Raw genomic sequence first — 25,671 nt, 5'->3', positions numbered from 1 at the left:
ACTCGCGGTCCGGTCGACCCGGTCGCCGTCGAACGTGTCGTAGATCGGCGCGAGACCGGAATGGGCGAACGATGCGTCGGCCATCTGCCAACGGTACCTAGTTTTGCCAGGCCAGGCCGCCCTTCAGCACCAATCTAGGACGCATATCCCAAAGATCAGGACAAATGTCCTGGACGCCCTCGTGTTACCCTCCCTCTGACGAGACATCATATATCAGATCGGATCTGCTCGTGGCGTTCGAGAAACAGCGACAGCGGCTCGCCGGCGTGGTGGCGATCCCGGTGACCCCGTTCACCGCGGCCGGAGACGTGGACGCCGAGACGTACGAGCGGCTAGTCGAACGGCTCGTGCTGAGCGGCGTCGAGGTCGTCACGCCGAACGGCAACACCGGTGAGTTCTACGCGCTCGACGAGCAAGAAACGCGACAGTGTCTCGAAGTCACCACGAAGGCCGCGCGCGAGGCGAGCGTCCTCGCTGGCGTCGGCCATGACGTGAGTACAGCCGTGAAGGCCGCGAAGCACGCGCGCGCTTCCGGAGCGGACATGGTGATGATCCACCAGCCCGTGCACCCGTACGTCTCGCGCGCGGGCTGGATCGACTACCACCGCGCTATCGCGAACGAAGTGCCCGAGCTTGGGGTTGTCCTGTACGTGCGCAACCCCGCCATCGAGGGTTCAGACCTGGCACAGCTCGCCGACGCCGCGCCGAACGTGCTCGGCGTGAAGTACGCGGTGCCAGACCCGGTGCGCTTCCGCACTGTCGCGCGCGACGCGGGGTACGAGCGCTTCGTGTGGATCGCGGGCCTCGCCGAACTGTCCGCCCCTGGATACTTCGCAGTCGGCGCGACGGGCTTCACCTCCGGCCTGGTGAACGTCGCGCCGCAGATCTCGCTCGATCTGTTCCGCCGCCTGCGCAACCACGATTTCGCCGGAGCGCTGGAGATCTGGGACCGGATCCGCCCGTTCGAGCAGATGCGCGCCGCGGAGGGCAACGCCAACAACGTCAGCGTGGTCAAGGACGCGCTCTCCCAGCTCGGCCTGTGCCGCCCCGACGTGCGGCCGCCAAGCAGGCTGCTGACGTCCGCCGAACGGGACCAGCTGTTCGAAATCCTGTCCTCGTGGGGGCTTTCCTAGCGCGTCCGGCGAGCGCCGCGGCTTCTCCAAAGCCCAGCTCAGCCGGGGTGTGGCGGAGGTTACTCGCTCGTTAAGAACGCGTCAGCACGACCGCCTGGGCCGTCAGGGGGTCGTTTCCGGGACGTTCCGATCCGATGTCGGCGCAGTGTGCTGGCGATGTTCGCCGCGATCGACATCGACCGGAGGTAACCGTGACGCTCAGCGAGCTGCTCCCGAGTCTCGGCTGTGAAGCCGCCGACCATCTAGAACCGGGACTCTGGCCGCAAGGCACGAAGCTCGGCGAAGGCGGCGAGCTGCTCTTCGCCGGCGCGCCGGTCAGTCACCTGGCCGCGCGCTTCGGTACGCCCGCTTATCTCCTCGACGAGGAACAGGTGCGCGAAACGGCCCGCGCGTACCGACGTGCGCTGCCGGAGGCCGACGTCGCCTTCGCGAGCAAGGCGCTCTGTACGCGAGCAGTGTTGCGCTGGGTCGCCGAAGAAGGACTGTCGCTCGACACCTGCTCCGCCGGTGAGATCGCCGTCGCGCGCGCTGTCGGGTTTCCCGCGGAGCGCATTCTGTTGCACGGCAACGCGAAGACGCCCGAAGACCTGAAAGCCGCGCTGCAGTACGGCGTCGGGCGCATCGTCCTCGACTCTCTCGACGAAGTCGAACAGCTCGGCACCCTCGCACACGGCGCGCAACGAGTCCTCATCCGCGTTACGCCCGGCGTCAGCGGCGACACGCACGCTGCGGTCACGACTGGCACCGAAGGACAGAAGTTCGGCTTCTCGTTGCGCTCCGACGTACGCGACAACGTCGATCGCGCTGTCGCAGCAGTACTTTCGCAGCCGAGCCTGCAACTGACCGGACTGCACTGCCACATCGGCTCGCAGGTATCCCGCGTGGACCGTTACGAAGAAGCCGCGCGAAAGATGGTCGAAGTCCTCGTCCGCATCCGCGACCAATACGGAATCACCTTGCGCGACTTGGATCTCGGCGGCGGACACGCGGTTCCGTACGCCGACCGCGAAGCGTCCTTCGACCTTGAGGGGTACGCACGCCGCCTCCGCGTGGCGCTGGGCTACGAGTGCTCGTCACGCGACTTCCCGTTGCCACACCTGACAATCGAGCCCGGCCGCGCGATCGTCGGACCGGCGGGGATCACCGTTTACCGCGTGTGTGCCGTGAAACGCGGCGCGCGCACCTTCGTCGCTGTCGACGGCGGCATGAGCGACAACCCGCGTCCCGCGCTGTACGGCGCGCGCTACACCGCACGTCTCGTCGGCCGTCGAACGAAGGCCGCGCGTACGCCGATGACGGTTGTCGGACGGCACTGCGAGTCCGGCGACGTACTGGCGGACGTCTGTCTGCCCGACGACATCCACGTCGGCGATCTGCTGGCCGTACCGTGCACCGGGGCGTACCACCACTCGCTGGCGTCGAACTACAACCTCGTCGGCCGCCCACCGCTCGTCGGCGTCCGCGACGGGCACGCGACGCTCCTCGTACGCCGCGAAACCGAAGAAGACCTGCTTCGCCGCTGCTAGCTCTCGATGGTCTGACCGCCGCGGGCAACGGCGCCGCGCGTCAGACGTCGTCCGGCGAAGAAGTCACGGCAGGCGCGTTGCACGGCAAACATCAACGGGAAGCCCACGAGGATCGCTACGACTCCGATCACCGCGACCCCGCCGATGCCGAACACAGTGGTCTCTCCGGCGTCAGGCTTCGCGTACGCGATCGCCGCGAGCACCAGTACCGCCAGGAAGAACATGCTGCCCACGAAGGGCAATAAGCCGCGAAGCAGGAAGTTGCGCACACTCGACAACAGCGTCCGGCGAAACACCCAGACGCAAGCAAGCGCCGTCACCGTGAACTCGATCGCGATCGTGAGCCCAACCGCGTCAACAGAATCCGCGAGCACGTTGCGGCTCCACAACGCCAGCAGCACGTACAAGGCGAGCGATACCAACCCGAACGCCCAAGTCGTCACCGACGGCGTCTGATACTTCGGATGCACCCGGCCGAACACCTTCGGCAGCGCGCCGTGGCTGGCCATCGACAACGTCGTGCGCGCGGCGGGCATGATCGTCGCCTGGCTCGTAGCCGCGCCGCTGGTCAGCACCGACACAATCAGCAGGACCCCCATGACCTTGCCGAACCCGGACGTCCCGAACACCGCGCCGCCCAGCCCGGCGAGCACGTCCTCGGCGTTCGCCTCGTTGGCCAGCCCGATCCCGTGCTCGCCGACGCCCGCGAAAGCCAGCGCGGCGACGGTCACCAGCAGGTAGTTGAGCACCAGCAGCACGGTGGAGAGGATCGCCGCCCGGCCCGGCGCGTGCCGCGGATCAGCCGATTCCTCGTTCACCGAAAGCGAACTCTCCCAACCCCAGTAGATGAACACCGCGAGCAGCACCGCCGACACCGCCGTCCCGACGCTGACCCCGTTCGGCCACAGCCAGTCCCACCGCGGCGTTGTCGCCTGCGGGCCCGCAGTGCCGCTGTACACGCGCGAAAGCGCTACGACGGAGAAGATCACCAGGACGGCTAGTTCGATGCCGAGGAGGACCCACTGCGCCCGCGCGGACACCTCGATGCCGCGGTAGCACAGCCAGCACAGCGCGAGCAGCCACGCGCACCCGATCGCTGTCGTCACCGCGCGGTTGTTGGCGAGGTCGTCTAGACCAAACAGCAGCAGGGTGTACCGGCCGGTCAGCGCGGACTGACTGCTCATCACCAGCAGCTGCTCCACCAGGACGACCCAGCCGGTCATCCAGCCGACGCGACTGCCGAACGCGCGGGTGGCCCAGGTGAAGTTGGTGCCGCAATCGGGTTCGGCCGCGTTGAGTTCCCGGAAGGCAAAAGCGACGAACAGCACCGGGACGAACGACAGCAGCACGAACGCGGCGGCCTTGAACCCCGTTCCGGCGAGCACGAGGAACCCGAGCGTCGCCGCGATCGAATAAGCCGGGGCGGTCGACGACATTCCGATCACCGTCGAAGACACCATGCCCAGCGCGTTCGAGCGGAGCCCCTTGGCCGGCACCACAGGCGCGGCGACGGCTTCGGTCATTGGAATATTCCTCCTCAAGATCGGCGGTCCGCGACCGTACCCGGTGTTTGCGCGAGCCAGAACGGCGGCGTGCGGAGCGCGCATGTCCGCCATCTGGAGAAGAAAACGGGAAAGGGTCTCCTGCTCTCCGGCTCCTGCCGATACGCTGCGCGTCTGAAGAATCACATGCCGAAACACAGGGAGGGACGGCATGGGTGACGAAAACCGTACGAAAATCGAGGAACCGCGTGCTCCGAGAGCGCTAGACGGGACCGACCGGACGCTCATCACGCTGTTACAGGAAGACGGCAGGGCGTCGTTCACCGCGCTGGCCAAGGCGGTGGGTCTTTCGGAAGGCGCGGTGCGGCAGCGAGTACAACGGCTGCTGCGAGAGGAAATGGTGCAGATAGTCGCCGTGACCTCGCCAGAACACGTCGACCTGACCCGAAGGGCCATGGTCGGCATCACGGTGGACGGAGACGCCCGCGAAGTGGCCCAGCAACTGGCCAAGGTCGCCGACGTACACCAGGTGGCGCTGTGCTCAGGCCGCTTCGACCTGCTGGCGGAACTGCTGTGCCGCGACGACGACCACCTCCTGTCCGTACTCGGCGACGAGGTACGGCCAATCGCGGGAGTCGTCGCGACGGAGCTGTTCGTGTACCTGAAGCTCGCGAAACAGGACTATTCGTGGGGACGGCTGACTGCCTGATCCGCGGGTCGGGTTCGCGGCTGGGTCCGTGGCCGGGTTTCTGGCCAGGTTTCTGGCCGGGCTTGCGGCTGGGTCCACGGGCTGGCGTGCTCGGGCTGGGTTCTCGGTGGGGTTCCCGGTCTGAGATACGCGACCGGCCAGCCAGCCGGGTTCTCCGCCTGGCGCGGACGGACCGTTGGCTTGGCTGGGGTCTTCAGCGAGGCGGATGCCTGGCTGGGTTCCTGAGCTGGGCTTGTGGTCTTGGTCTTTGGGTTGGAGCATTCGGTTTGGGTTGGGTTTTCGGTTCTGGTTCTCGGGCTGGAGCATTCGGCTTGGGCAGGGCTTTCAGTCCTGGTCCTCGGGCTCGAGCACTCCGCTTGAGCTGGGCTTCCGGTCCTGATCCTCGAGCTGGAGCACTCGGTTTGAGCAGGGCTTCCGGTCCTGGTCCTCGGGCTCGAGCACTCCGCTTGAGCTGGGCTTCCGGTCCTGATCCTCGAGCCGGAGCACTCCGCTTGAGCAGGGCTTTCAGTCCTAGCTCTCGGGCTGGAGCGCTCGGCTCGGGTCATCGGACGATGCCCTCGGGCTGGCGTGACCGGACTGACGCCGCCGGTCCGGATCGGACCGGCGCCTCGGCCGCGTCGGCTTGGCTCCGCGGACTGGAGCGGGCCGGTCCCCGGGCCTGGCTCGACTGGTTCTCGAACTGGACTGGACCACCGGCCTCAGCGGGCACGGTCCTCGGACCGCCGCTCCCGGCTGATGCTGTTGTCCTGGCTTGGCCGGTCCTCAGGGCCGGATCAAGGCGCGGTCCCCCGACTGCCGATCCCAGCTGGCGTCCCCAAGCTGGATCGGCCGAGTTCGGGGCCGGACCAGGCGCGGATCGGTTCAGGCACAGGCCGCAGCTTCCGGCTCCGGAGTTCGGATTCCAGCACCAGCGCTGGTCCCGGCTTCGGAATTCCGGCACGAACACCGGCCCCGGAATCGGCACTGGTCCCGGCGGCAAGGTTCCGTTCCGGCAACGGGCTCCGGCCAAACGCCAGTTCCGGCACTGATCCCAGCCCTACTGCTGGCCCAGCAACGACGCTGGCCAGCACCCGGCGACCGTCTCCAGCAACGACGCTGGCGCGACATCCGGCTCCGGCCGGACCACTGGTTCCAGCAACGACGCTGACCTGGCAACGAAGCAGGTTTGAGTGCCAGTTCCAGCAACGAAGCAGGTTCGAGTGGCCAGCTCCAGCAACACAACGCCGGTCCAGCAACAAAGCAGGCAAAGCCGCCAGCTCCAGCAACAACGCCGGCCCAGCAACGAAACAGGCTAAACCGCCAGTTCCAGCAACGACGCTGACCCGGCGGCAAAGCAGGTCGACACCAGTTCCGGCAACGACGCCGGCCCCGGCTCGACCACCGGTTCCAGCACCCGTGCCGGATCCGGCAACGAATTCCACCACCGGCCAAGGCATCCGCGCTGGTCCCGGCAACACGCACCACCCAGCGTCGCCGTCGAAGACGGAGACGTTGGTCCCGGCAATGGGCGTCAGCCCGAGCCACCGGCATCCGTGCCGGCCAGGCAACGGGACTCCGGCCAAGCACCGGTTCCGGCAACGGCACCGGTCATGACCCGGAATCCCGCCCCAGCATCGACGCTGGCCCGCCTGCGGTCGCACACCGACGTTCCCGGCCCCAGTCCCCGGCATGGGAACGCTCGCCGGCTTCCGCGCGCCCTCCGCACAGCGAACCGGTCCCCACTCATCGGGACATCGCTGGCCGCGAAAAAATAACCCCGCAGCCGACGCTCACCCCGACCGAATTCGCGACCAGCCGCTCCGACGCTCCTAGCAGAAGACTATTACGACCCCTCCCCTGATTAGACCGACTGGCCGAAGCCATCAGTTTTACTAATACCTCCGAACGGTCGCACCAGTCGAATTTGCCTACTGCGCAATCGGAATAGCGACCCTGGATTCCGTATCAACCTTCGGCCAACGAGTCGGTCGCAATCCCGGCTGCCGCGTCCGCCTTCCACGAACCGCAGTCGCCAGCCGCAATTGCCGAGCAGCCAATCGGCCCCGCCTATCAGCCCAGCAGAAATTCCCGCGGAGCCAACGCTCGGTCGACCACCCGGGCTTCGCCGATCTCGCCGTAGAAGCTGCGCTCCACCTTGCCCCGGTACGACGACGCGCCGACCAGCCAGCCGCCGCCCGGATTGGCCAGGCCGATCGCCGGCGTCTTGGGATTGCGCAGGAGCGGGCAGCCGTCGACGTACAGCGTGCTGCGCCATCCGTCGTTGACGACGGCGACGTGCCACCATTTCGCCAGCGGCAGTTCGTGCCCCCAGTTGGTCGAGATCCCGTTCTGGTTCAACGGGAACACCGCCCACTGAAGCTCGGCGCCGTCCGAGACGCTGAACGTCGCGGCGGATTCGTTCGGGTCGTCGCCGGACTTTCCGGCCGCGCCGCCGTTGCCGAGGCGGGCGAAGATGCCGCACCAGCCGTGGGTGCCGTCGCGGAAGTCTTCCGGCAGGCGGACGAACGCTTCTACGGTGTAGCCGCGCTGGAAGGTCAGGCTGTTCATCGGTGCGCTGTCGACGGTCTGGAGGTAAGCGCCACGACCAGGATTGCGCGCACCGTCGAAGCGAAGGCTCGCCCGCGACGGCTGGCGAGGCGCGAAGTCCGCCGAGTAAGTCAACGCCGTCGGCCCGCTGCCCGACACGGTCATGCGGCGCAGGTCGTTGCCGCGGCCGGTGAGGTCCTTGATCACCGCGTTGTCCGCCACCGGAGCGCCCTCACGGCCGCCCTCGAACCGCCAGTACGCGACGGTGCCCGGCACGAGCTGCGGCTTCACCGGGCGGGCCGGCGGCACCGGAACGGGCGCGAAACCGGCGAACCGCTTGTCGAAGTCGATGTCGATGCTGAAGTAGTCGACGTCGGTACTGCGTTCCGCCTCTATGCGCTCAAGTTCGGTGAGGTCGCGCTTGCCGTCGAGCCACGGCGAGAAGGTGCGGACGTCGATCACGCCGCGGGCGACGTCGAACTGGTACAGCCGGATCATGCCGCTGCCGCCGTAGTAGCGGTCCTGGTAGTTCGTGAGGTGCAGGTGGACGTCATGGCCGGCGGCGTTGCGCTTCACGAGACGGCTCGGCGGCCAGTAGTGGCCGTTGAGGGTCAGGAAGATCTGGTCGCTTTCGTTGACGAACTGGTCCCAGACCTGCTGACCGAAGTCCGACAGGAATGCCTTGCCCTGCTCGTCGGAGTTGACCAGCTCGTGGATCGTCAGGATGGCTGGCATCCGAGGGTGCTGCGCGAGAACCTGCTTCGCCCACGCGAACCCGCCCGCCGACGGACGCCAGTCCATCGCGAGCACCAGCCACTCCCGACCGGCGGCCCGGAACACGTGGTAGGTGTTGTAGCCGTCTTTGGAGGAGCCGCGGAAAGTCGGCGAATTCCGCTGCCGCTGCGGCCCGAACGCGTCGAGGTACGGCGTGCGCCCGCGCTGGTCGTCGGTGGAGCCGTCGATGTCGTGGTTGCCCGCGAGCGTGCTGTACGGGAACCGGAACCGGTCGAGCGCCTGGAACGACCGGCTGATGCCAGCGAACTCCCGCGCCTGCCCGTTTTGTGTGAGGTCGCCGAGGTGCGCGAGGAAGACAACGTTGTCGTCGTGCGCATGACGCAGCACGTACGACAACGACGCGTCCACCGGCGTCGAGTCGCCCCGGTCCTCGTCGAACAGGTACTGGGTGTCCGGCATGACCGCGATCGTGAACCGCGGACTGTCACCGTCCGGCCGACGAGCGACGCTGGGATCAGCCGCGGCGATCCCGTTCAGACCAGGGAGCGCGGACACCGCCGCGCCGGCACCGAGGATTCCGGCACCGCGCAGGAAGTTCCGCCGTGAAGAGTCAGTCACGAGCAGGAAGCTACGGGCCAGCCCCAACCGCTACGGCAACAATTGCCGACGGCTCGATGAACAGCTCTGTGCCCACGGCGTTTCTGTCCTGTGCAGGACAAACACCGGCGCGCACTGACGCCGCTCAGTGACCGTCGCGTCGCCTTTGGTCGCCGACAAGCATGCCCGGCACCGCAAACCACAGCAGCCCGAACAGCAACACCGCCATCCCGCCGACGAGCCCCATCGCAACCGGTCCGAAGGAGACCTTCGCGATCAACGCCACGGTGACCGTGATCGCCGCGGCAAGACACCCAAAGCCAACAAGCACGACCCGGTTGCCAACCCGCAAGATCTCCTCCCGCCGCCCAGTCCGGAACAGCAGTCGATGCCAAGCCGCCGGCGCGATCAGCAACGCCGTCGCCGCGACGGTGAGCAGCACCGCCAGCAGGTGCAGCGTCTTCTCGAACCCGCTGGCGTCGTGGAACCGGCCCGTGAAGACCACCGACAGCAGGAACCCGAAGAGGATCTGCACGCCCGCCTGCGCGACCCGCAGCTCCTGCAACAGCTCGCCGACGTTCCTCTGCAGCATCTGGTTCCGCGTCTCGCCGGTGTGCTCGACGTCGTCGTCTAGCTCCGCCGACTCGCCGACCTGCGCCGACCCGCCGACCTCAGCGAACCCGCTGCCCTCCGAGGAGCCAGTGCCGTCCGACGATCCGGTGCGCTGCGACGGTCCGATGCTTTCCGCCAGCCCACCGTCGGCCGGTCGGTCACCGCTGGTCCGCCCACCGTCGGGTGCTTCGCCACCGCTGGCTTGTCCGCCGTCGGGTACTTCGTCACCGCTGGTCTGCTCACCGCCGGGTGCTCCGCCACGGCTGGTCTGCCCGCCGTCGGGTGCTTCGCCACGGCTGGCCTGTCCGCCGCCGGGTGCTTCGTCGCCAGTGGCCTGCCCGCCCCAGGTCGATCCGCCGCCGCGGGCCCGCCCACCGGAGTCCGCCGGTCCGCCACTATCCGGCGACCCACCGGTCCCGACCGGCCCACTGGCATCCGCCGACCCGTGGACCTCCTCACGACGGCCGTCAAACCCCATGGCGCTGTTCGGGTCGTCAGGCATGTCAGGCTCCACCGGTGCTCGCCGAAGCATCGCCGGGCAAGTCCGACGCTGCCACGCTGCCAAGTACCCAACGCGTCATCGCCCGAAAACTCGCCCAGGCCAGCCGAGCGCCCTTCGCCTCCGCCGCAACCGGTACCCGAGCCGCATTCGGCCCGCCGACCGCTCCTGTCAGCGGAGTGCACCAGGACTCCGTCGCCGCTACACGACCTGCACCAGTACCAGCGGCAAGCTTGGCCTCACGCCTTGCGTCCGGACAGAAGCCCGAGCTCTCACCCGAGCCTGGCCCGGCCCGACCTGCTGCCTAGCGGCACGGCTTGGCCGACGCTGGTGCCTAGCGGCACGATTCGACCCGCGTCTGAACCTGACCGCTCCCGACGCCGTCCCCACCCGACGGCCCGGCACACCTCACGCCCGCACGGAAAGCCGTCCCGAGATCCGGGCGACCTCCACACGTTCGAGTGGAGAACATGGCACGGCACCCGCCGACTGGTTAGAGAAGTTTCATGCGTTTCCTCCCTAAGTTCCTTTCCTCGGCCCTCGCCGCCGGTCTCACCGTCACGAGCCTCGCGGCCACCACCGTCGCAGCAGTTCCGGCCAATGCCGCACCACTGCGCTTCACCACTGCCCACGGCACATTCGCGGCATACGCACCGGGCGGCCAAGCCGTCACATACCGCCCGGATCTCGTGCCCGCCGGGGCCAGGGCGCACGTCTTCGCCCTGTCCGGCAGTCGCATCGGCACCACCACCGTACTGGTGATCAGCGGCCTCCTGCCGCAGCACGAATACGGTGCACACGCGCACGTGAACTCCTGCGGCGCCACCGGTGACGCCGCGGGCGGACACTTCCAGCACGTGCAGGACCCGGTGAAGCCATCGGTGGATCCGGCCTACGCCAACCCGCGCAACGAGATCTGGCTCGACTTCACCACCGACCGCTCAGGCATCGGTCATGCAACCTCCATTGTGGACTGGAAATTCGGCGGACGACGGGCGAAGTCCGTGGTGATCCACGAAACCCACACCCACACCAACCCCGGGCACGCCGGAACCGCGGGTGGGCGGCTGGCCTGCCTGGACGTCGGCTTCTGAATCCGGAGCGGCCTCAAAATCCCCAGGACTTCTCGGGCATGATCCGGATCCGAACCGCGTAGTCAGCGTCGAAGGCGGCCGGCTCGGCGAACCCGATACCGGCGTAATGCCGTTGGTACTTTGCCAGGTAGCCGGGCGCTTCAGAGGCTTTGGCTTCGTCGATGTGCGCGCGCCCGTTGACGACGATGATGCTCCCGCCGTGTTCGTCGCTGTTCAAGTGGAAGCTCACCTCGGGGTTGGCGGCGAGGTGCCGGAGCTTGGCCGTACCAGGCCGACTGAAGACCACGATGTCTTCGCCGTCGAGGACGAACCAGACCGGCCTCGGCGCGGGGCGGCCGCTCGGAGTCACGGTGGTGAGCCATGCGACGGACTCGCCTGCGCGTTCGATGAGTTTCGGGTCGTGGGTGTAGGTCATGGTCGGATACCTCCTCGGTAGGTTTCCCAGGTAACCACGAGCCACCGACAGTTCCGCGCCATCAGTCCGCACCGAGGACGTCCCGGGCCGCCTTCAGCCACCGTCCTGACAGACAATTTTTGTTGCTAAGAAAGGGAAAACCCCCGATCCGAGATAATTCTCGATTCCCCGGATCGGGGGACTTCTCGCAAGTTCAGCGCGACGCGACGACCCGCGCGTACCGCGCCCCCGCCACGAGCAGGATCACGCCAGCGCCGAGGAAAGCACCCACCCGGGCCAGACCGTCCAGCGCGGACAGGTCGAACAACACGAGCTTCGCCACCGCGGCGGCCACGAGCACCAGTCCGGCGATCCGCAACGCGACCACCTCGATCCCTCGCAGGAGAAGGACAAACGCGACCACTGTCCAGGAAACGGTAACGAGCGTGTGGCCAACCAGGAAACCGACGCGGCCAGGGGCCACGAGCATGGACGCGGCAAGCACCAGCCCAGCAGCGCCGTAGAGCGCGCACAACCCCGCAGGCAGCCAAGGCGCAAGACTGGCCGATTTCACCATGTTGAGCCGAATTGCCGCCCACGGCAATGCGATCGCAGCGGCCAGAAGAAGCACGGCCGAGACCAGAGCAGCGAAAAGAAGATCCCGCGGATGCCAGTGCGGAAGTATCAGCAGTGCCGGCGTCAGCTCGGACCCGAGCACGAACAGACCGCCAAACACCGCGAAGGCGAGAGAACCGCCTAGCGCAAACCGGTTCCGAGTGAACTTCGCCGCGAACGCGAGCACGACCGCTTCGCCAAGCAGGACCGCTCCGCCATCGAACTGCGTGACAGTCGCTTGCATCGCGGCAACGAGGCCAGCGATTCCCGCGACAGTACCGGAATTCCCCCGCACGATGGGCCAGGTCGCGATGAGCACGACCGCCGTTCCGCCCGCGAGAAACACGGATTCCGGCCGATGCAGAAGCAGTGCGGCAACCAGGACGGGCAGCGGGGCAACAGCGAGCACGGACAGCGAGAAGGGATCATTGTCGTTACGCCGCAACGTGATCAGCGCCGTCGCCGCGCTGACGACACCGGCGGCAATCACTGCCCATACCGGCAAGGTGCGCAGCCCGATACCGATCAGCGCCGTTGTCAAGGGAGGAATGGCTGCAGTAAACGAAAGGGGCGACCCTGACCGTCGGAGCTGGACAGGAACGGTCGCGATCTGGATCATGAGAAGGAACGTCACGAGTTCATAGGTGAAACCCCAAGTGATCAGGGGCGCGCACACACCGCATCCTCCCACCACGGCATTCGCCAAGAGAGAGGAATCCCATTTGACCGCAAGCAAAAGCCCGCCCACCGCGACCGCGAAGCCGACCGCGAGCCCGGCGGGAACCGGTAAGAAATCGTACAAGGAGGTGGCAGCGACAGTGTCGAGGTAGAGCGTCGCGATCCCAGTGGCGGCAAGGGCGAACGCACCGGTGCGCGCAGCCGGTTTGCGGTGCAGCCAAGCACCCGCGCCGACAAGGATCCCGCCGAACGCAGCGCCGACCGCCACCCGCGGCAGCGGGGCGAGCCAGCCGCGCTGGATGGCCAGAATCAGCAGCAGGACAACCCCAAGCAAGGTCACCGCACCGCCGACCCACGCCAGCAGTCGCGATCCGGCTCCTTCGCGGCCGAGTCGCTCACGGAGCGTCGGAGGTGGGGTGTACAGCGGCTGGGCATAGGGCTGCTGGCCGTACGGCGGCTGAGCGAAGGGCGGCGGGCCATATGGCGAGTTCTGCGCAGCTGCCTGCAGGTGTTCTTGGCCTGACCGTCCGGCGGCGAACTGTCCGGCCGAGAACTGGTCAGCGGCGGGCTGTCCGTGGCCCGGCTGGGCGGCAGCGGACTGCCCGGCGGCATCCTCGGCGGCGGGCTGCCCGGCCCCGGGTGACGGTGTCGACGGGTGGGTCGCGCCGGTCATAGCTTGGGCGGAATACGCAGCTGCGTAAGGGTTGTACGGGTAGTAGCCCGGGTGGGGGTGGTACGCCGCACCGTGCGCGGTCGAGTAGGCCGGGTACAGGTACGGGCCTGCGCCCTGCGGAGCTGGGTAGCCCGGGGCGGGCGAGTGGCCTGGAGCAGTCGGGTATCCCTGCGCGGCAGGGTTACCCGCGGCGGGAGGCTGGGTTGGTCCAGCGGAGCGGCCTGGCTCGGCTGACTGGCCTTGCACACCAGCATCGCCAGATTCGGCGACCGGGCCCTGCCCGGCAGAGCGGCCTGACGCGGTCGGCTCGCCCGGCGCGGAGTCCTGAGCCGGCGCAGCGGACGCGCCTGGCACATCGGCAGGTCCTTGCGCGGCCGAGTCCGAGCTGACCGGCTGAGTGCCGCCGGGCGGATTGGCCGACTCCGACGCCTCTCCGGTCGATGCTGCTGGCTCGGCGTGGCGGCCTGACTGGCCCGGCGTCTGCTGAGAGGCCGCCGCTGTGCCCGGCATGGGTGCCTCGGCGGGCTGGTCGGTGGCCGGCTCGGGCTGGAGGTGCACTGCGCGGAGTTCGGCGCCTACGTGGGTCAGGCGGCGGCCGAGGTCGTCCAGTTCGCCGGCCAGGCGGTGGAGCGTTGCAGCTTCCGTGGTCATACCGGACATCGTCAGCGAAACGGCACGATGATCGGATCCGTAGCACTACTCAAGGCTGGACACGAGATGGTCTCGTGACCACCGGAGCTGCCCGGATGCGTGTGCCGCACGTCACGGGCGACAATGGAAGCGTGACTGCCACCTTGAGCGCGCCCACGTTGAAGATCGGCCCCTACCAGGTCGATCCTCCCGTCGTGCTCGCTCCCATGGCGGGGATCACCAACGTGGCGTTCCGGCAGCTCTGCCAGGAGTACGGCGCGGGCATCTACGTGTGCGAGATGATCACCGCCCGCGCGGTCGTCGAGCGGCACCCCGGCACGATGCACATGATGACCTTCGGCGAGCACGAAAAGCCGAGGTCCATGCAGCTTTACGGAGTCGACCCGAAGACGATGGCCGAGGCGGTCCGGATCATCGTCGGCGAAGGCCTCGCCGACCACGTGGACAGTAACTTCGGTTGCCCTGTCGCGAAGGTGACGCGAAAGGGCGGCGGCGCGGCGCTGCCGTTCAAGCGGCGGCTGTTCGCGGACATCGTGCGCGAGTCGGCGAAGGCGGCGGCTGAAGGTGGCGTCCCGTTCACCGTGAAGTTCCGCGTCGGCATCGACGACGACCACCAGACGTTCCTCGACGCCGGACGCATCGCCGAAGCCGAGGGAGCGGCCGCCGTCAGTCTGCACGCGCGCACCGCCGCGCAGCGCTACTCCGGCCAGGCCGACTGGACCAAGATCGCCGCCCTCAAGGAGGCCGTCACCAGCATTCCGGTGCTGGGCAACGGCGACATCTTCAGCGCGGACGACGCGCTCCGCATGGTCGCCGAGACCGGCTGCGACGGCGTCGTCGTCGGGCGCGGCTGCCTCGGTCGGCCGTGGCTATTCGGCGAACTGGAGGCGGCGTTCCAAGGCCGGGAGATCCCGGCGGGGCCGAACCTCGGCGAAGTCGCCCGCGTCCTGCGCCGCCACACCGAACTGCTCATCGAGCACGACGGCCACGACAAGGCGATGCGCGACATTCGCAAGCACATGGCCTGGTACCTGATGGGCTTCCCGGTCGGCTCCGAGTTGCGGCGCGGCTTCGCGATGCTCTCGTCGATGGACCAGCTCGACGACCTGATCGCCCAGCTCGACCACGAAGCCCCCTTCCCCGAGGCCGCCACCGGCCCGCGCGGACGCCAGGGCTCGCCGGGCAAGGTGACGCTCCCGCACGGCTGGCTGGACGACCCGGACGACGACTGCGTCCCCGAGGCCGAGGACATGCACTCCGGCGGCTGACCAGCAGGGATCAGCCAGACGGAACGAGCTGATCAACCGCGGTACTAGAGCAACCACGACGGACCGCGGTACCGGAGCGACCGTGGCGGACCGTGTCGGCGGGGACACCGTCGCCCGCGCAGCAGCGGTTCGGAAGCTAGAAACCCTGTCGTCGCGGACTTCACCGCACCGCAGAGGTCGCATCACAACAGCGACCGCGAACTCGGCACCTCGCCGAGCCAGCAGCGACGGCAAACCCCTCGCGTACCACCCGATCTACGCAATTCTCACCGACGCGGCCACCCCCGCCATCACGAGACGCTCACTGCCCAGACCCAGTCCGAGCAGGAGTTTCGTGATGACTTTCGCCGTTTCCCGCCGCAGCCGTCGACGGATCGCCTTGGCCGCGGTCGCGGTGTCCGTCGTCGGCGTCGCGCTGTTCTCCGCCACGACCTACCTGACCGGCGACCCGGCCCTGAGCCGGATCCCGCTCAACCCGGCGATCGCCTCGCACTACCTGACGATCGTGCTGCACGCCCTGCCCGCGAGCCTGGTGCTGCTGATCGGACCGTTCCAATTCTCCCGGAGACTGCGCGCCCGACCGCCGAAACTCCACCGGGTACTCGGCCGCGTCTACGTGGTGAGCATGATCTTCGCCGCGGTCGCCGCACTCGTGGCGGCAACGTTCTCGGTCGACGGCATCTCGGCGCAAATCGCCTTCTACCTGCTGTCCGTCGCGTGGCTCTACACGCTCTACCGCGGCTACGCCTTCATCCGGCAGGGCCAGATCCAGCTCCACCGCATCTGGATGATCCGCAACTACGCGCTGAGTTTCGCCGCGGTCGTGCTCCGCGGCTTCCTCGGCATCGGCGCGGCGATGAAGGGCATCTTCCCGACGCTGAGCTTCGCCGACATCTACACGACGAGCGCGTGGGGTTCGATCACGATCTGCGTGGTCGTCGCGGAGTACTTCGTCCTCAACCGCACGATCGCGCCGCTGATGCGTAAGCGCCAACCCGCCGAGCGCGTGAATATCCCCATCTGACCTGCACAGATAGCAATTGTCCCCAGGTTATCCACAACCCACTGTGGACAACCTGGGGACAACTTCGGTCCGCAGGCCTCAGGCGTCGATCTCCTGCGGTGCGCCGCCGACGGTGATCTTGCGCGGCTGGGCCTTCTCGGAGACCGGGATGCGCAGCGTCAGCACGCCGTCGACGTAGTCCGCGGCGATGCGCGTGGTGTCGAGCGTGTCGCCGAGGAACAGCTGGCGCGAGAACTTGCCGCGCGGCCGCTCGGACACCTGAACCTGCGCGTCCTCGACCGTGACCGGGGTGCGCTCGGCGCGGACGGTGAGCACGTTGCGCTCGACGCTCACGTCAATAGAGTCGCGCGCGATTCCCGGGAGGTCGAACTGGATGACGTACTCGTCGCCGGCTCGGTAAGCGTCCATCGGGACGGAGCGCGACGCGGTGCCCTGACCGCCGAAGAACTGCTGGGTCAGGCGGTCGAACTGGGCGAACGGGTCGGTGCGGATCAGCATGTCGAATCCCCTTTCGGACAACTGCGGCCAGCTGGTGGGGCGCTGACCAAGGCTTGCAAAGTTGCCAACGTACGACTCAACTTATTTGTTCCCGTGTAGCTCAGATCACAGTGACAGCGAGAGACCGCCCGAAACTGTCGGTGCCTGTCCGTAGAGTGCGACTCGTGATCGACCAGCTGACGATCCCGACCGACGCGGGATCCTTCGACGCAATCGCGGCCGGCCCCGAAGACGGCCGTCCGGTACTGCTGCTGCACGGCTTTCCCCAGGCCGCCGTGGAGTGGGAGCACCAGGTGGCGACGCTCGGCGTGCTCGGATACCGCGCGATCGCGCCGGATCAGCGCGGTTATTCGCCGGATGTTCGGCCCGAGCGCCCGGCCGAATACGGCATCACGACGCTGGTGTCCGACGTCGTGGCAATGGCCGACGTGCTCGGATGGAGCAAGTTCGATCTGGTCGGCCACGACTGGGGTGGTGCGGTCGCGTGGTGGACGGCCGACGAGCACCCCGACCGGCTGCGCAGCCTCACCGTGGTGTCCACGCCGCACCCCGGGGCGCTCGCCGAAGCGATGCGGACGGACGAGGACCAGCACCTGCGGTCGGCCTATATGACGGAGTGGCGGCAGACGCCCGCGACCGAGCAGCGCATGCTGGCCGACAACGCCAAGGCGCTGCGCGAAATCTTCGACCGGCGCATCCCGCCGAGCAAGATCGACGAGTACGTCCAGCGACTGTCCGAACCAGGCGCGCTCACCGCCGCGCTGAACTGGTACCGAGCCGGGCGTCCGGGCGGGAAGATCGGCAAGATTTCGGTGCCGGCGATGTATGTGTGGTCCACGGAGGACGTCGCCTTCGGTTCGACCGCCGCGCTCGACACGGCGAATTGGTGCACCGGGCCGTACCGGTTCGAGATGCTGGAGGAGGTGTCGCACTGGGTCGCGGAGGAAGCGCCGGAGGCTTTGACCTCGTTGATCGTCGAGCATCTCGGCAGCCGGTGACACCGGGTCTGGCCTGCGTCGTCGTTCGGCTGGGCGTCCGACGGGCTCGGGGTTCGAGCGCTGCGTGAAGATCCGACACTCGAATCGGGCGAAACGGCCACCCGGCTCGCGGTATCGGCCGGTAGGTGCGTGGTGTTCAGTATCCGGAGTGGACACCAGCACTGAAGCCGAAACCGAACGCGTCGTCTTCGTGACCGAGGACGGCGTGCCCACCGGGGAGACCGGGCCGAAGCTCGCCAGTCATCACGCCGAGACGCGGCTGCACCTCGCGTTCTCCTGCTACGTCCTGCGCCGTTCGGACAACGCCCTGCTGATCACCCAACGCGCGCCGCACAAGAAGGTATGGCCGGCGGTGTGGACCAACAGCGTGTGCGGTCATCCCGCGCCCGCCGAAGCGTTGGAGGCCGCCGTGCGCCGGCGGGCCTCGTACGAGCTCGGGCTGCCCGGGCTCGAGGACCTCGAGTGCGTGTTGCCCACGTACCGCTACCGCACGCCGCCCTTCCAGGGGATCGTGGAGAACGAGTTCTGTCCGGTGTTCGCCGCGTGGACGGACGTCGATCCGCGGCCGAATCCCGAAGAGGTGGGCGGCTGGCGATGGATTTCCTGGGCTGATTACACACAGTGGATCACGGATCCGGCGACTGACGCGAGTTACTGGGCTCGTGATCAATTCGCGCAGCTCAAGGACAAAAAGCCCTTTTCCGCGCTCTGAGGCGGAGAACTCCGCTGCGTGACATCAGCGGAAGTCCGTCGTCCACTTGAGCGAAATTCACCTTCGTACGTACCGATGACTCAAGCTGCCGCTCCTTTACGACGAAAACGATGGAGTGGCGGAGGTCAGAGTGTCGGCGGACGACGAGCTCGGAACGGGGGAGACCGCGCCAGACCTGCTCACGTTGCACGAGTCCATCGCGGACCTGTTCGCGACGCGCGGCGACTGGCGGCGGGCCTACCGGCACCTGCGCTCGGCGCTCGACATTGCCCGAGCGGGCAGTCTTCGCGACCCGCTCACCTCGAGCTACAACCGCCGCTACCTCGACCAGCGGCTGCCCGAACTGCCGGCCGCGGTGGCCGTTGCCCTGGTCGACCTGGACCGGTTCAAGTCCGTGAACGATACGTACGGTCACCTTCTCGGCGACCGCGTCCTCTGCCGGGTCGCCGATCTCCTTCAGGAGGGGCTGCCGGCCGATGCGTTCTGCGCACGGTACGGCGGCGAGGAATTCGCTCTCGTCCTGCCGGGAATCGATCATCGGGGAGCCGTCCGGGTCGCCGACGCCGCACGCCTGCGGGTCGCTCGTCATCCCTGGTCAGAACTGCAGCCGGGCCTTCGGGTTACGATCAGCGTCGGCCTCGCGCACGGCACCGAATCCGGGCCGCGTCAGCTCCATCGCGCCGACAATCTCCTTTACGCCGCGAAGCGGGCCGGCCGCAACAAGGTCGCTTTCCATGACCGCGAGACCGCGCAGGTAATTACGCACTCTGAGTAACGCACGCCTGCGATTACTCCATTCATCGAACCCGAACTTCACCTGTTCGTCCGCTTCAGTGCGCCTTAGGTCGACTCATGGTGAAGAAATTCGCGGGAGGGTGTCGTCACGAACGGCGGGTATCCGTACGATAACGAAAAGCTCCCCCGGTACGACGAGTCCTGGGAGACCCGGCGAAGCCGCCGGGTGTTCAAAGGTAAGCCGCCCCAGCCTGGCGCCTGACGTGCGAGAGGAGACCGAGTGCCCGACGAGCGCAACACCCCCGGCACCGGTCGCCATTCCGACAGCACGGCACGGCCCCGAGGCGGACGCCGCCGTTCGATGGACACTCACGGCGGCATCAGCGTGTCCGACGTGGTCGCGCGGCACACCGGGGAACGCCCTGCCTTCGCCGAGGATCCCGGGACGCAACTCTCGGAGCCGGTGAGCCGGCTCGCGGAACCGGGTGCCCGCCGGGCAGAGCCCGGACGACGCCGCGCGGACGCCGAAAGACCCGAGCCGGGACGACGGCGAGCAGAGCCGGACGCTGGTTTTTTGGGGGCGAACGGTGGCACCGGGTTGCCCGCCGAACCGGGCCGGCGGCGGGCGAATGGGCACGCCAACGGGGTCGGAAGTCGGCACGCTGAGCCGGGGGATGCCTCGGATCTGGGCGGCGATCGGGCGAATGGGCAGGTCAATGGGGACGGCGGACGGCACGGCGGGTCGGCGGAGGATGACGCTTCAGTAGCGGACGGGCGCGGCGACGAGCTGGCCGGAGGCAGCAACGGCACGGCTGGCAGGCGGGCTAACGGGTTCGGCGGTCGGCATGGCGAGCCTGCGGTAGACGACGTACCAGCGGGCGGGCGAACAAACGGCTACGCCAACGGAGTCGGCGGACGGCACGGTGAACCGGCCGGAGTAGACACCGGTTCGGCTGGCAGCCGGGCAAACGGGTTCCGCAGTCGGCATGGCGAGCCTGCGGCGGGCGATCTCCCGCAAATCGGCGGATCGGCGAACGGACGCGTCAACGGAATCGGCAGTCGGCACAGCGAACCCGCGGCGGGACCAGTTGGCGGACCGGCGAACGGGCGCGTCAACGGGGTCGGCAGTCGGCACGGCGAGTCTGCGGCGGACGACGTCCCGCCAGTCGGCGGACCGGCGAACGGACGCGTCAACGGAATCGGCAGTCGGCACAGCGAACCGGCCGGAATCGACGACTCGATTGGCAGACGGGCAAACGGGCGCGGCAACCGACACGGTGGCGCTGCGGAAGAAGACGTGGCCTCGGGCCCCGACCTGGCCAATGGCGTTGGCAATCGGCACGGTCGAGAAGGTGCCGACGGTTCCGGTTTCAGGAACGGAGCCAGCGGGCCAGCAGCCGACGTACCCGTGAACGGCCAGGTCAACGGGATCGGCAACCCGCGCGGTGGTTCCTCGGGCGATGACGATGGTTTTTCCGGCGGCCGTCGGGCGAATGGGGATCGTCGTGGTGGCGTTTCGGACGTCAACGGCGGGACTGCTGCGCGAGTGGGCGGGCGGGCGCTTCTCGGCGGTGCGGTGCCTGATGGCAATCGCCACGGTGCTCCGGATGTTGCCGGGTTGCCGGTGGATGGTGCCGGTGGGGATGTTCGGAGCGGCGAGTCTGGTGGGGGCGCTCGACGTCGGGAGGCTGGGGCTTATCGGGTTGAGCCTGGTGAAGTCGGCGGGCCCGGTGGTCGTCGCAGGGACTTGGGCGAGCAGAACGCCGGGGGTGGATATTCCGACGGGACTGGGCCTGGCGAGGTAGCCGGGCTGGCCGGTGGCCGTCGTGGGGAGCCGGGTGGGCGGATTGCCGAGCCTGGTAGTCGTCCGATGGGGTCTGGCGACGCTGGTGGGCGGCTTGACGAAGCTGAAGGCCGGTCCGTGGAGCTGGGTGGTCGGCTTGGTCCGGGCGACGCTGGCGGGCCGCCTGGTCCGAGCGAGCTGGGCGGACAGCCTGGTCCGAGCGAGACTGGTGGGCGGCCTGGTCCGGGTGAGACTGGTGGGCGGCCGGGAGAACCGCAGCGGCGGCGTGCGGCCGGGGCTGGGCCTGCGGACGACGGGGTGTCCGGGAGCGCCAAGCAGGATTTGGGTTCTCCGGAGCTGGGGATGCAGCCTCGGCGTCGGCGGGCGGACGGGTTTCCGCCTCGGCCTCGGCAGGGTGGCGGGGTTCCGGTTTCGCCGGATCCGCCTGGGCCTCGGCGGCCGCACGGTGCGGAGAACGCTCCTGGGCAACGGGGTCCCGGTCCGGATTCTGGCGGGCATCGGTTGCCTGGTCCGGAATTGGACGGGCCGCGAATGGCTGGCCCCGGCGGACCGCGGTCGGCTGGGCCGGGTGTTGGTGGGCAGCCGCTCGTCGATCCCGGCGCGGCTGCGCAACGGATGCCTGGCGAGCAACGGATCGCTGGTCCTGACTCGGCGGTTCCACCGATGCCCGACGAGCACCGGTTGGCCAGCCCCGACTCCGCTGGGCCGCGGACGCCCGGTCAAGACTCTGGCGGGCACCGGGTACCTGGTCCGGAGTCGGGCGAGCAGCGAATGCCCGGTCAGGCGAGGCGACGGGCAGCTGGGGCTGAGTCCGCGGGGCAACCGATCGGCGGGCCTGAGTCTGCGGCGATGCCGATGCCCGGTCCTGCCGGGCGACGAGCACCCGCCGGGCAACCAGTAGCCGGTCCTGAATCGGCGGCAATGCCAGTCCCCGGCCCGACCAGGCGACGGGCGGCAAGCCCGGAGTCCGCAGGGCAACCGGTGGGCGGGCCCGACTCGGCAGCAATGCCCGGCGGACCCGACCCCGACGCGCAGCGAAGCCCCGGGCAGGACTCCGGCGGGCACCGGATCCCTGGTCGACGGGTAGCAGGTGCGCGGCGGCCCAGCGCCGTCAACGGCGCAGAGCCGGAGGACGGGCTCGAGCGGACCCAGCTCAGTCCGGCGATCGAGCCGGATCGGTTGCGAGGCAAGCCTGGCCAAGGTCCCCGGCCACGCGGTGGCGCAAGGGGGCTTGAGCAGACTCAGCTCAGTCCGTTCCTCGACGGCGACGGTTCCGCGATCGACAGCGCCAGTCCGCAAGGCGCGCCCGAGCGACCGCGGCGTGGTGAGCGACCTCGGCGTGGGTCGGAGCCTGAACGCCCCCCGCTCGGCGGGAAGGCGCTCGCGGGCGATCGGACGCAGTTCACGCCGGTCAAGGGGCTCAGTCTCAGCCCGGCCGAGGCCCCGGAGCACCCCGCGGATCCCGAGCGGACTCAGCTCAGCCCGGCAGTCAAACCCGACGCTGACCCCGAACGCACCCAGCTCAGCCCGGCAGTCAAACCGGACGCCGATCCGGAGCGCACGCAACTGAGCCCGGCGGTCGAGGGGCCGAACGGCAAGCGGCCGCGGCGTGCGCCGGTGAAGTCGGCTGTGGCGGCGCGGGCTGAGATGGATCCGCTCACCATGACCGACGAGATGGAGGTGATCGACGAGGCGACTCAGTACCGTCGCAAGATCGATCACAGTCTCGCTCGGTTCTCGGCCGCGCACGACGACGCGGCGGCTGAGGAGGCGAAGCGCCGGGAACGGCGGGAGCGGCTCACTACCCGGTCGATGGCGTTGTTCGAGCAGACCCGGACCGCGTTGCAGCGGGTCGTTTTGCTGGACAAAGAAGACGACGAGGAAGAAGAAAAGCCCGCCGAACAATCCGAGCAGACTCGGCTGCAGGAGAAAAAGCAGCGGCATATCGCGCGCAATATCCGGATCGGGCGGATCGCGTTGATCGTGGTCGCCGTGCTGATCTTCATCGGCACCGGGGTCGCCTGGGGCGCGGTCACGTGGTTCGACGCCAAGTTCACCGAGGTTTCCGCGCTGGACGAGAACTCTTCCGACATCCAGAACGCCGACGCGCAGGCCAACGACGAGAACTTCCTCATGGTCGGCTCCGATTCGCGGGACGGGGCGTCGTCCGAGGAAAATGTCGGGGACGCGTCGAATATCCCTGGCGCGCGGTCGGACACGGTGATGGTGGCGCACGTTCCCGCGGACCGGAAGCGGGTCGTCGTCGTTTCGTTCCCCCGGGACCTCGAAATCGACCGCCCGGACTGCAACCGGTGGGACCCGGCCAAATCGCAGACTACCGACGAGGTCGTGCGCGAGCAGAAGATCGCGAAGCTCAACACCGCCTACGCGGTCGGCGGGCCGCAGTGCATGACGAAAGTGATCCAGAAGATCACCGGCCTTCGGATCAACCACTTCATCGGCATCGACTTCAACGGGTTCAAGGAAATGGTCGACGCGGTGCACGGCGTGACTGTGCACAACGAGAAACCGATCGACGACACCACTCTCGGCAAGGTGCTCGCCGAAACCGGCGACGTGACCATTTCCGGCGACCAGGCGCTGAGTTACGTGCGCGCCCGGCACGTCATCGGCGACCCGACCTCCGACTACGGCCGGATCAAGCGGCAGCAGGCGTTCATCGGCGCACTGCTCAAGAAGGTCATGTCTTCGGATGTCGTGCTGGATCCAGGAAAACTGTCCGGCTTCATCACCGCGTTCGCGCACGCCACGTTCGGCGACAACCTCGGCGTGCAGCAGATGATGACGCTCGCGCAGTCGATGCGCGGGCTGGACCCGGCCAACATCAACTTCATGACCGTGCCCACCGTCGGCCTGCCGAACAAGCGCGGCAACGAAGTACTGATCCAGGAAAAGACCAAGAGCCTCTTCGACGCGTTGCGCGACAACAAGCCGCTTCCGGGCAACCAGCCCGCCGGAACCGCGGCCAGCGCGCCGCCGGCCAACGCCGATTCGCGCAAGAGCGTCAACACGGGCTGATCATTCGGATTCGTTAGGCGGGGTTCACATGCGGTTCACCCAGCGATGCGGTATTCGGCCAGTCCACGTCGTAGGGTGTGGTCATGCGTGAGGCCTACCATGTGGAACTCGATCAGCTCGCCGAAAACCTGGCCGCGATGTCGGTCCAGGTTGCCGACGCCATGGAGCGGGCCACCAAAGCACTGCTGGAGGTCGACCTCGGCCTCGCCGAGCAGGTGATCAGCGACGACGCGAAGGTCGACGACGCGCGCGCCGAATGCGAGGAGCAGGCGTACGCGCTGCTCGCGCTGCAGGCCCCGGTCGCGACCGATCTGCGCACCGTGCTCGCCGCCATCCACGCGGCGGAAAGCCTGGAGCGCATGGGAGATCTCGCCCTGCACGTCGCCAAGGCCGCCCGCCGCCGCCACCCCGATCCGGTGCTGCCGGACGCGGTCAAGCCGTACTTCTCCGAGATGGGCCGCGCCGCGGTCGGGCTCGCCCGCCAGGTCGAAGCCGTCATCAAGACCAAGGACGTGGCCGCCGCCAAGGATCTCGAGGCCGAGGACGACCAGGTCGACGATCTGCACCGGCACCTGTTCACCGTGCTGATGGACCGCGAATGGCCGCACGGTGTCGCTTCCGCCGTCGACGTCACGCTGCTCGGCCGCTTCTACGAGCGTTACGCCGACCACGCGGTGTCCGTCGCCAAGCGGATGATTTTCGTGGTCACCGGTCGGATGCCCGGCTACGGCACCGACGACGAGGACCTGACCATCTGAGGCACCACAACGCAAACCGCCACCCGGGCCAAGCGCGGGTGGCGGTTTTTTAGTGCCCGGAAATGAAAAACGGCCGCCCTGGCGATAAACCCAGGGCGGCCGTCCACAGTGGAATCAGCCGAAGCGGCCCGAGATGTAGTCCTCGGTGGCCTTCTCGTCCGGGTTGGAGAAGATCTTCTCCGTGTCGTTCAGCTCGATCAACCGCCCGGGCTGGCCGACGCCGGCCAGGTTGAAGAACGCGGTCTGGTCCGAAACCCGCGCCGCCTGCTGCATGTTGTGCGTCACGATGACGATCGTGTATTCCTTCTTCAGCTCGCCGATCAGGTCCTCGATCGCGAGCGTCGAGATCGGGTCCAGCGCCGAGCACGGCTCGTCCATCAGCAGCACGTCCGGCTGCACCGCGATCGCCCGCGCGATGCAGAGCCGCTGCTGCTGACCGCCGGAAAGGCCGCCGCCCGGCTTGTTCAGCCGGTCCTTGACCTCGTTCCACAGGTTCGCGCCGCGCAGCGCCCGCTCGGCGATCTCGTCGAGCTGCTTGCGGTTTTTGGTCCCGCCCAAGCGAAGCCCGGCCACCACATTGTCCTTAATGGACATCGTGGGGAACGGGTTCGGCCGCTGGAACACCATGCCGATGGTGCGGCGCACCTGCACCGGGTCCACCGCCGAGGCGTAGATGTCCTCGCCGTCGAGCAGCACCTGGCCGTCGACCCGAGCGCCGGGAATGACCTCGTGCATGCGGTTCAGCGTGCGCAGCACCGTCGACTTGCCACAACCCGACGGCCCGATGAACGCGGTCACGTTCCGCGGCGGGACGTTCAGCGTGACGCTGTCCACGGCGTGGAACTTGCCGTAGTAGATGTCCAGGTCTTTGACGTCGATTCGCTTGGCCAT

At 68.1% G+C, this 25,671-nt stretch carries 19 protein-coding genes and 1 pseudogene; 12 read left to right on the top strand and 8 right to left on the bottom strand.

What is annotated here, in order from left to right; translation table 11 throughout:
• Window positions 1-230 precede the first annotated feature (230 nt).
• Together ACZ7OI_RS04840 and lysA are read left to right on the top strand one after the other, a co-directional pair.
• On the top strand, window positions 231-1,133 hold the full coding sequence (locus tag ACZ7OI_RS04840) for a dihydrodipicolinate synthase family protein (RefSeq protein WP_470262844.1): 903 nt from the start codon (window positions 231-233) through the stop codon (window positions 1,131-1,133).
• Window positions 1,134-1,324: 191 nt separating this feature from the next.
• Window positions 1,325-2,659 (top strand): diaminopimelate decarboxylase, encoded by a 1,335-nt coding sequence (gene lysA / locus ACZ7OI_RS04835; RefSeq protein WP_470262843.1) that lies wholly within the window; start codon window positions 1,325-1,327, stop codon window positions 2,657-2,659.
• Here the strand turns inward: lysA and ACZ7OI_RS04830 are convergent.
• Window positions 2,656-4,182, bottom strand: coding sequence for an APC family permease (locus tag ACZ7OI_RS04830; protein ID WP_470262842.1), 1,527 nt, complete (start codon window positions 4,180-4,182; stop codon window positions 2,656-2,658). The genes lysA and ACZ7OI_RS04830 overlap by 4 nt on opposite strands.
• 190 nt (window positions 4,183-4,372) lie before the next feature.
• On the opposite strand from ACZ7OI_RS04830, the gene ACZ7OI_RS04825 reads away from it, so the two are divergent.
• Window positions 4,373-4,870 carry an Lrp/AsnC family transcriptional regulator gene (locus tag ACZ7OI_RS04825; RefSeq protein ID WP_116202834.1) on the top strand — a complete coding sequence of 166 codons (498 nt, stop codon included), beginning with the start codon at window positions 4,373-4,375 and terminating at the stop codon, window positions 4,868-4,870.
• Window positions 4,871-6,919: 2,049 nt separating this feature from the next.
• Here ACZ7OI_RS04825 and ACZ7OI_RS04820 read toward each other — a convergent pair.
• On the bottom strand, window positions 6,920-8,749 hold the full coding sequence (locus ACZ7OI_RS04820) for a LamG-like jellyroll fold domain-containing protein (RefSeq protein WP_470262841.1): 1,830 nt from the start codon (window positions 8,747-8,749) through the stop codon (window positions 6,920-6,922).
• Window positions 8,750-8,873: 124 nt separating this feature from the next.
• Window positions 8,874-9,347: pseudogene (locus ACZ7OI_RS04815) on the bottom strand (DUF6328 family protein); the annotation flags it as partial.
• A gap of 998 nt (window positions 9,348-10,345) precedes the next feature.
• Here ACZ7OI_RS04815 and ACZ7OI_RS04810 point away from each other — a divergent pair.
• Entirely contained in the window at window positions 10,346-10,933 is a 588-nt protein-coding gene (locus tag ACZ7OI_RS04810) for a superoxide dismutase (RefSeq protein ID WP_470262840.1), read from the top strand.
• 13 nt (window positions 10,934-10,946) lie between these two features.
• Here the strand turns inward: ACZ7OI_RS04810 and ACZ7OI_RS04805 are convergent, their stop codons facing one another.
• A complete protein-coding gene (locus ACZ7OI_RS04805) occupies window positions 10,947-11,348 on the bottom strand; it encodes a TIGR03667 family PPOX class F420-dependent oxidoreductase (RefSeq protein ID WP_470262839.1) in 402 nt (133 codons plus the stop codon).
• A 193-nt stretch (window positions 11,349-11,541) separates the two neighbouring features.
• On the bottom strand, window positions 11,542-13,293 hold the full coding sequence (locus ACZ7OI_RS04800; protein WP_470263440.1) for a DUF2339 domain-containing protein: 1,752 nt from the start codon (window positions 13,291-13,293) through the stop codon (window positions 11,542-11,544).
• A gap of 746 nt (window positions 13,294-14,039) precedes the next feature.
• Between ACZ7OI_RS04800 and dusB the strand changes: the two genes are divergently transcribed.
• Complete coding sequence (gene dusB, locus ACZ7OI_RS04795) at window positions 14,040-15,212, top strand: tRNA dihydrouridine synthase DusB (RefSeq protein WP_470263439.1); 1,173 nt, start codon at window positions 14,040-14,042, stop codon at window positions 15,210-15,212.
• Between the two features lie 337 nt (window positions 15,213-15,549).
• The gene (locus tag ACZ7OI_RS04790) at window positions 15,550-16,236 is read left to right on the top strand and encodes a DUF2306 domain-containing protein (protein ID WP_470262838.1); all 687 of its coding nucleotides are present in this window, start codon (window positions 15,550-15,552) and stop codon (window positions 16,234-16,236) included.
• A gap of 78 nt (window positions 16,237-16,314) precedes the next feature.
• Here ACZ7OI_RS04790 and ACZ7OI_RS04785 read toward each other — a convergent pair whose 3' ends face one another.
• Window positions 16,315-16,734 carry an Hsp20/alpha crystallin family protein gene (locus ACZ7OI_RS04785; protein ID WP_470262837.1) on the bottom strand — a complete coding sequence of 140 codons (420 nt, stop codon included), beginning with the start codon at window positions 16,732-16,734 and terminating at the stop codon, window positions 16,315-16,317.
• Between the two features lie 164 nt (window positions 16,735-16,898).
• Here ACZ7OI_RS04785 and ACZ7OI_RS04780 point away from each other — a divergent pair, with 164 nt between their 5' ends.
• The 3 genes from ACZ7OI_RS04780 (at window position 16,899) to ACZ7OI_RS04770 (ending at window position 19,219) form a co-directional block, all read left to right on the top strand.
• Window positions 16,899-17,732: an alpha/beta fold hydrolase gene (locus ACZ7OI_RS04780; protein WP_470262836.1), complete on the top strand. Its 834-nt coding sequence runs from the start codon at window positions 16,899-16,901 to the stop codon at window positions 17,730-17,732.
• Between the two features lie 148 nt (window positions 17,733-17,880).
• The gene (idi, locus tag ACZ7OI_RS04775; protein ID WP_470262835.1) at window positions 17,881-18,444 is read left to right on the top strand and encodes an isopentenyl-diphosphate Delta-isomerase; all 564 of its coding nucleotides are present in this window, start codon (window positions 17,881-17,883) and stop codon (window positions 18,442-18,444) included.
• Window positions 18,445-18,559: 115 nt separating this feature from the next.
• On the top strand, window positions 18,560-19,219 hold the full coding sequence (locus tag ACZ7OI_RS04770) for a GGDEF domain-containing protein (RefSeq protein WP_378399435.1): 660 nt from the start codon (window positions 18,560-18,562) through the stop codon (window positions 19,217-19,219).
• A gap of 720 nt (window positions 19,220-19,939) precedes the next feature.
• Here the strand turns inward: ACZ7OI_RS04770 and ACZ7OI_RS04765 are convergent.
• The gene (locus tag ACZ7OI_RS04765; protein ID WP_470262834.1) at window positions 19,940-20,167 is read right to left on the bottom strand and encodes a hypothetical protein; all 228 of its coding nucleotides are present in this window, start codon (window positions 20,165-20,167) and stop codon (window positions 19,940-19,942) included.
• Window positions 20,168-21,005: 838 nt separating this feature from the next.
• On the opposite strand from ACZ7OI_RS04765, the gene ACZ7OI_RS04760 reads away from it, so the two are divergent.
• The 3 genes from ACZ7OI_RS04760 (at window position 21,006) to phoU (ending at window position 24,780) form a co-directional block, all read left to right on the top strand.
• Window positions 21,006-21,884, top strand: coding sequence for a hypothetical protein (locus ACZ7OI_RS04760; protein WP_470262833.1), 879 nt, complete (start codon window positions 21,006-21,008; stop codon window positions 21,882-21,884).
• A gap of 761 nt (window positions 21,885-22,645) precedes the next feature.
• Window positions 22,646-24,022, top strand: coding sequence for an LCP family protein (locus tag ACZ7OI_RS04755; RefSeq protein ID WP_470262832.1), 1,377 nt, complete (start codon window positions 22,646-22,648; stop codon window positions 24,020-24,022).
• An 83-nt stretch (window positions 24,023-24,105) separates the two neighbouring features.
• Complete coding sequence (gene phoU / locus ACZ7OI_RS04750; protein WP_470262831.1) at window positions 24,106-24,780, top strand: phosphate signaling complex protein PhoU; 675 nt, start codon at window positions 24,106-24,108, stop codon at window positions 24,778-24,780.
• Between the two features lie 114 nt (window positions 24,781-24,894).
• Here phoU and pstB read toward each other — a convergent pair whose 3' ends face one another.
• Window positions 24,895-25,671, bottom strand: a complete 777-nt coding sequence (gene pstB / locus ACZ7OI_RS04745; protein WP_116204524.1) for a phosphate ABC transporter ATP-binding protein PstB — start codon at window positions 25,669-25,671, stop codon at window positions 24,895-24,897.

The sequence above is a fragment of the Amycolatopsis sp. NPDC114503 genome, assembly GCF_055633655.1.
Note: the sequence above shows the minus strand (reverse complement) of the source record. Positions and strands in the feature narration are given on the sequence as shown.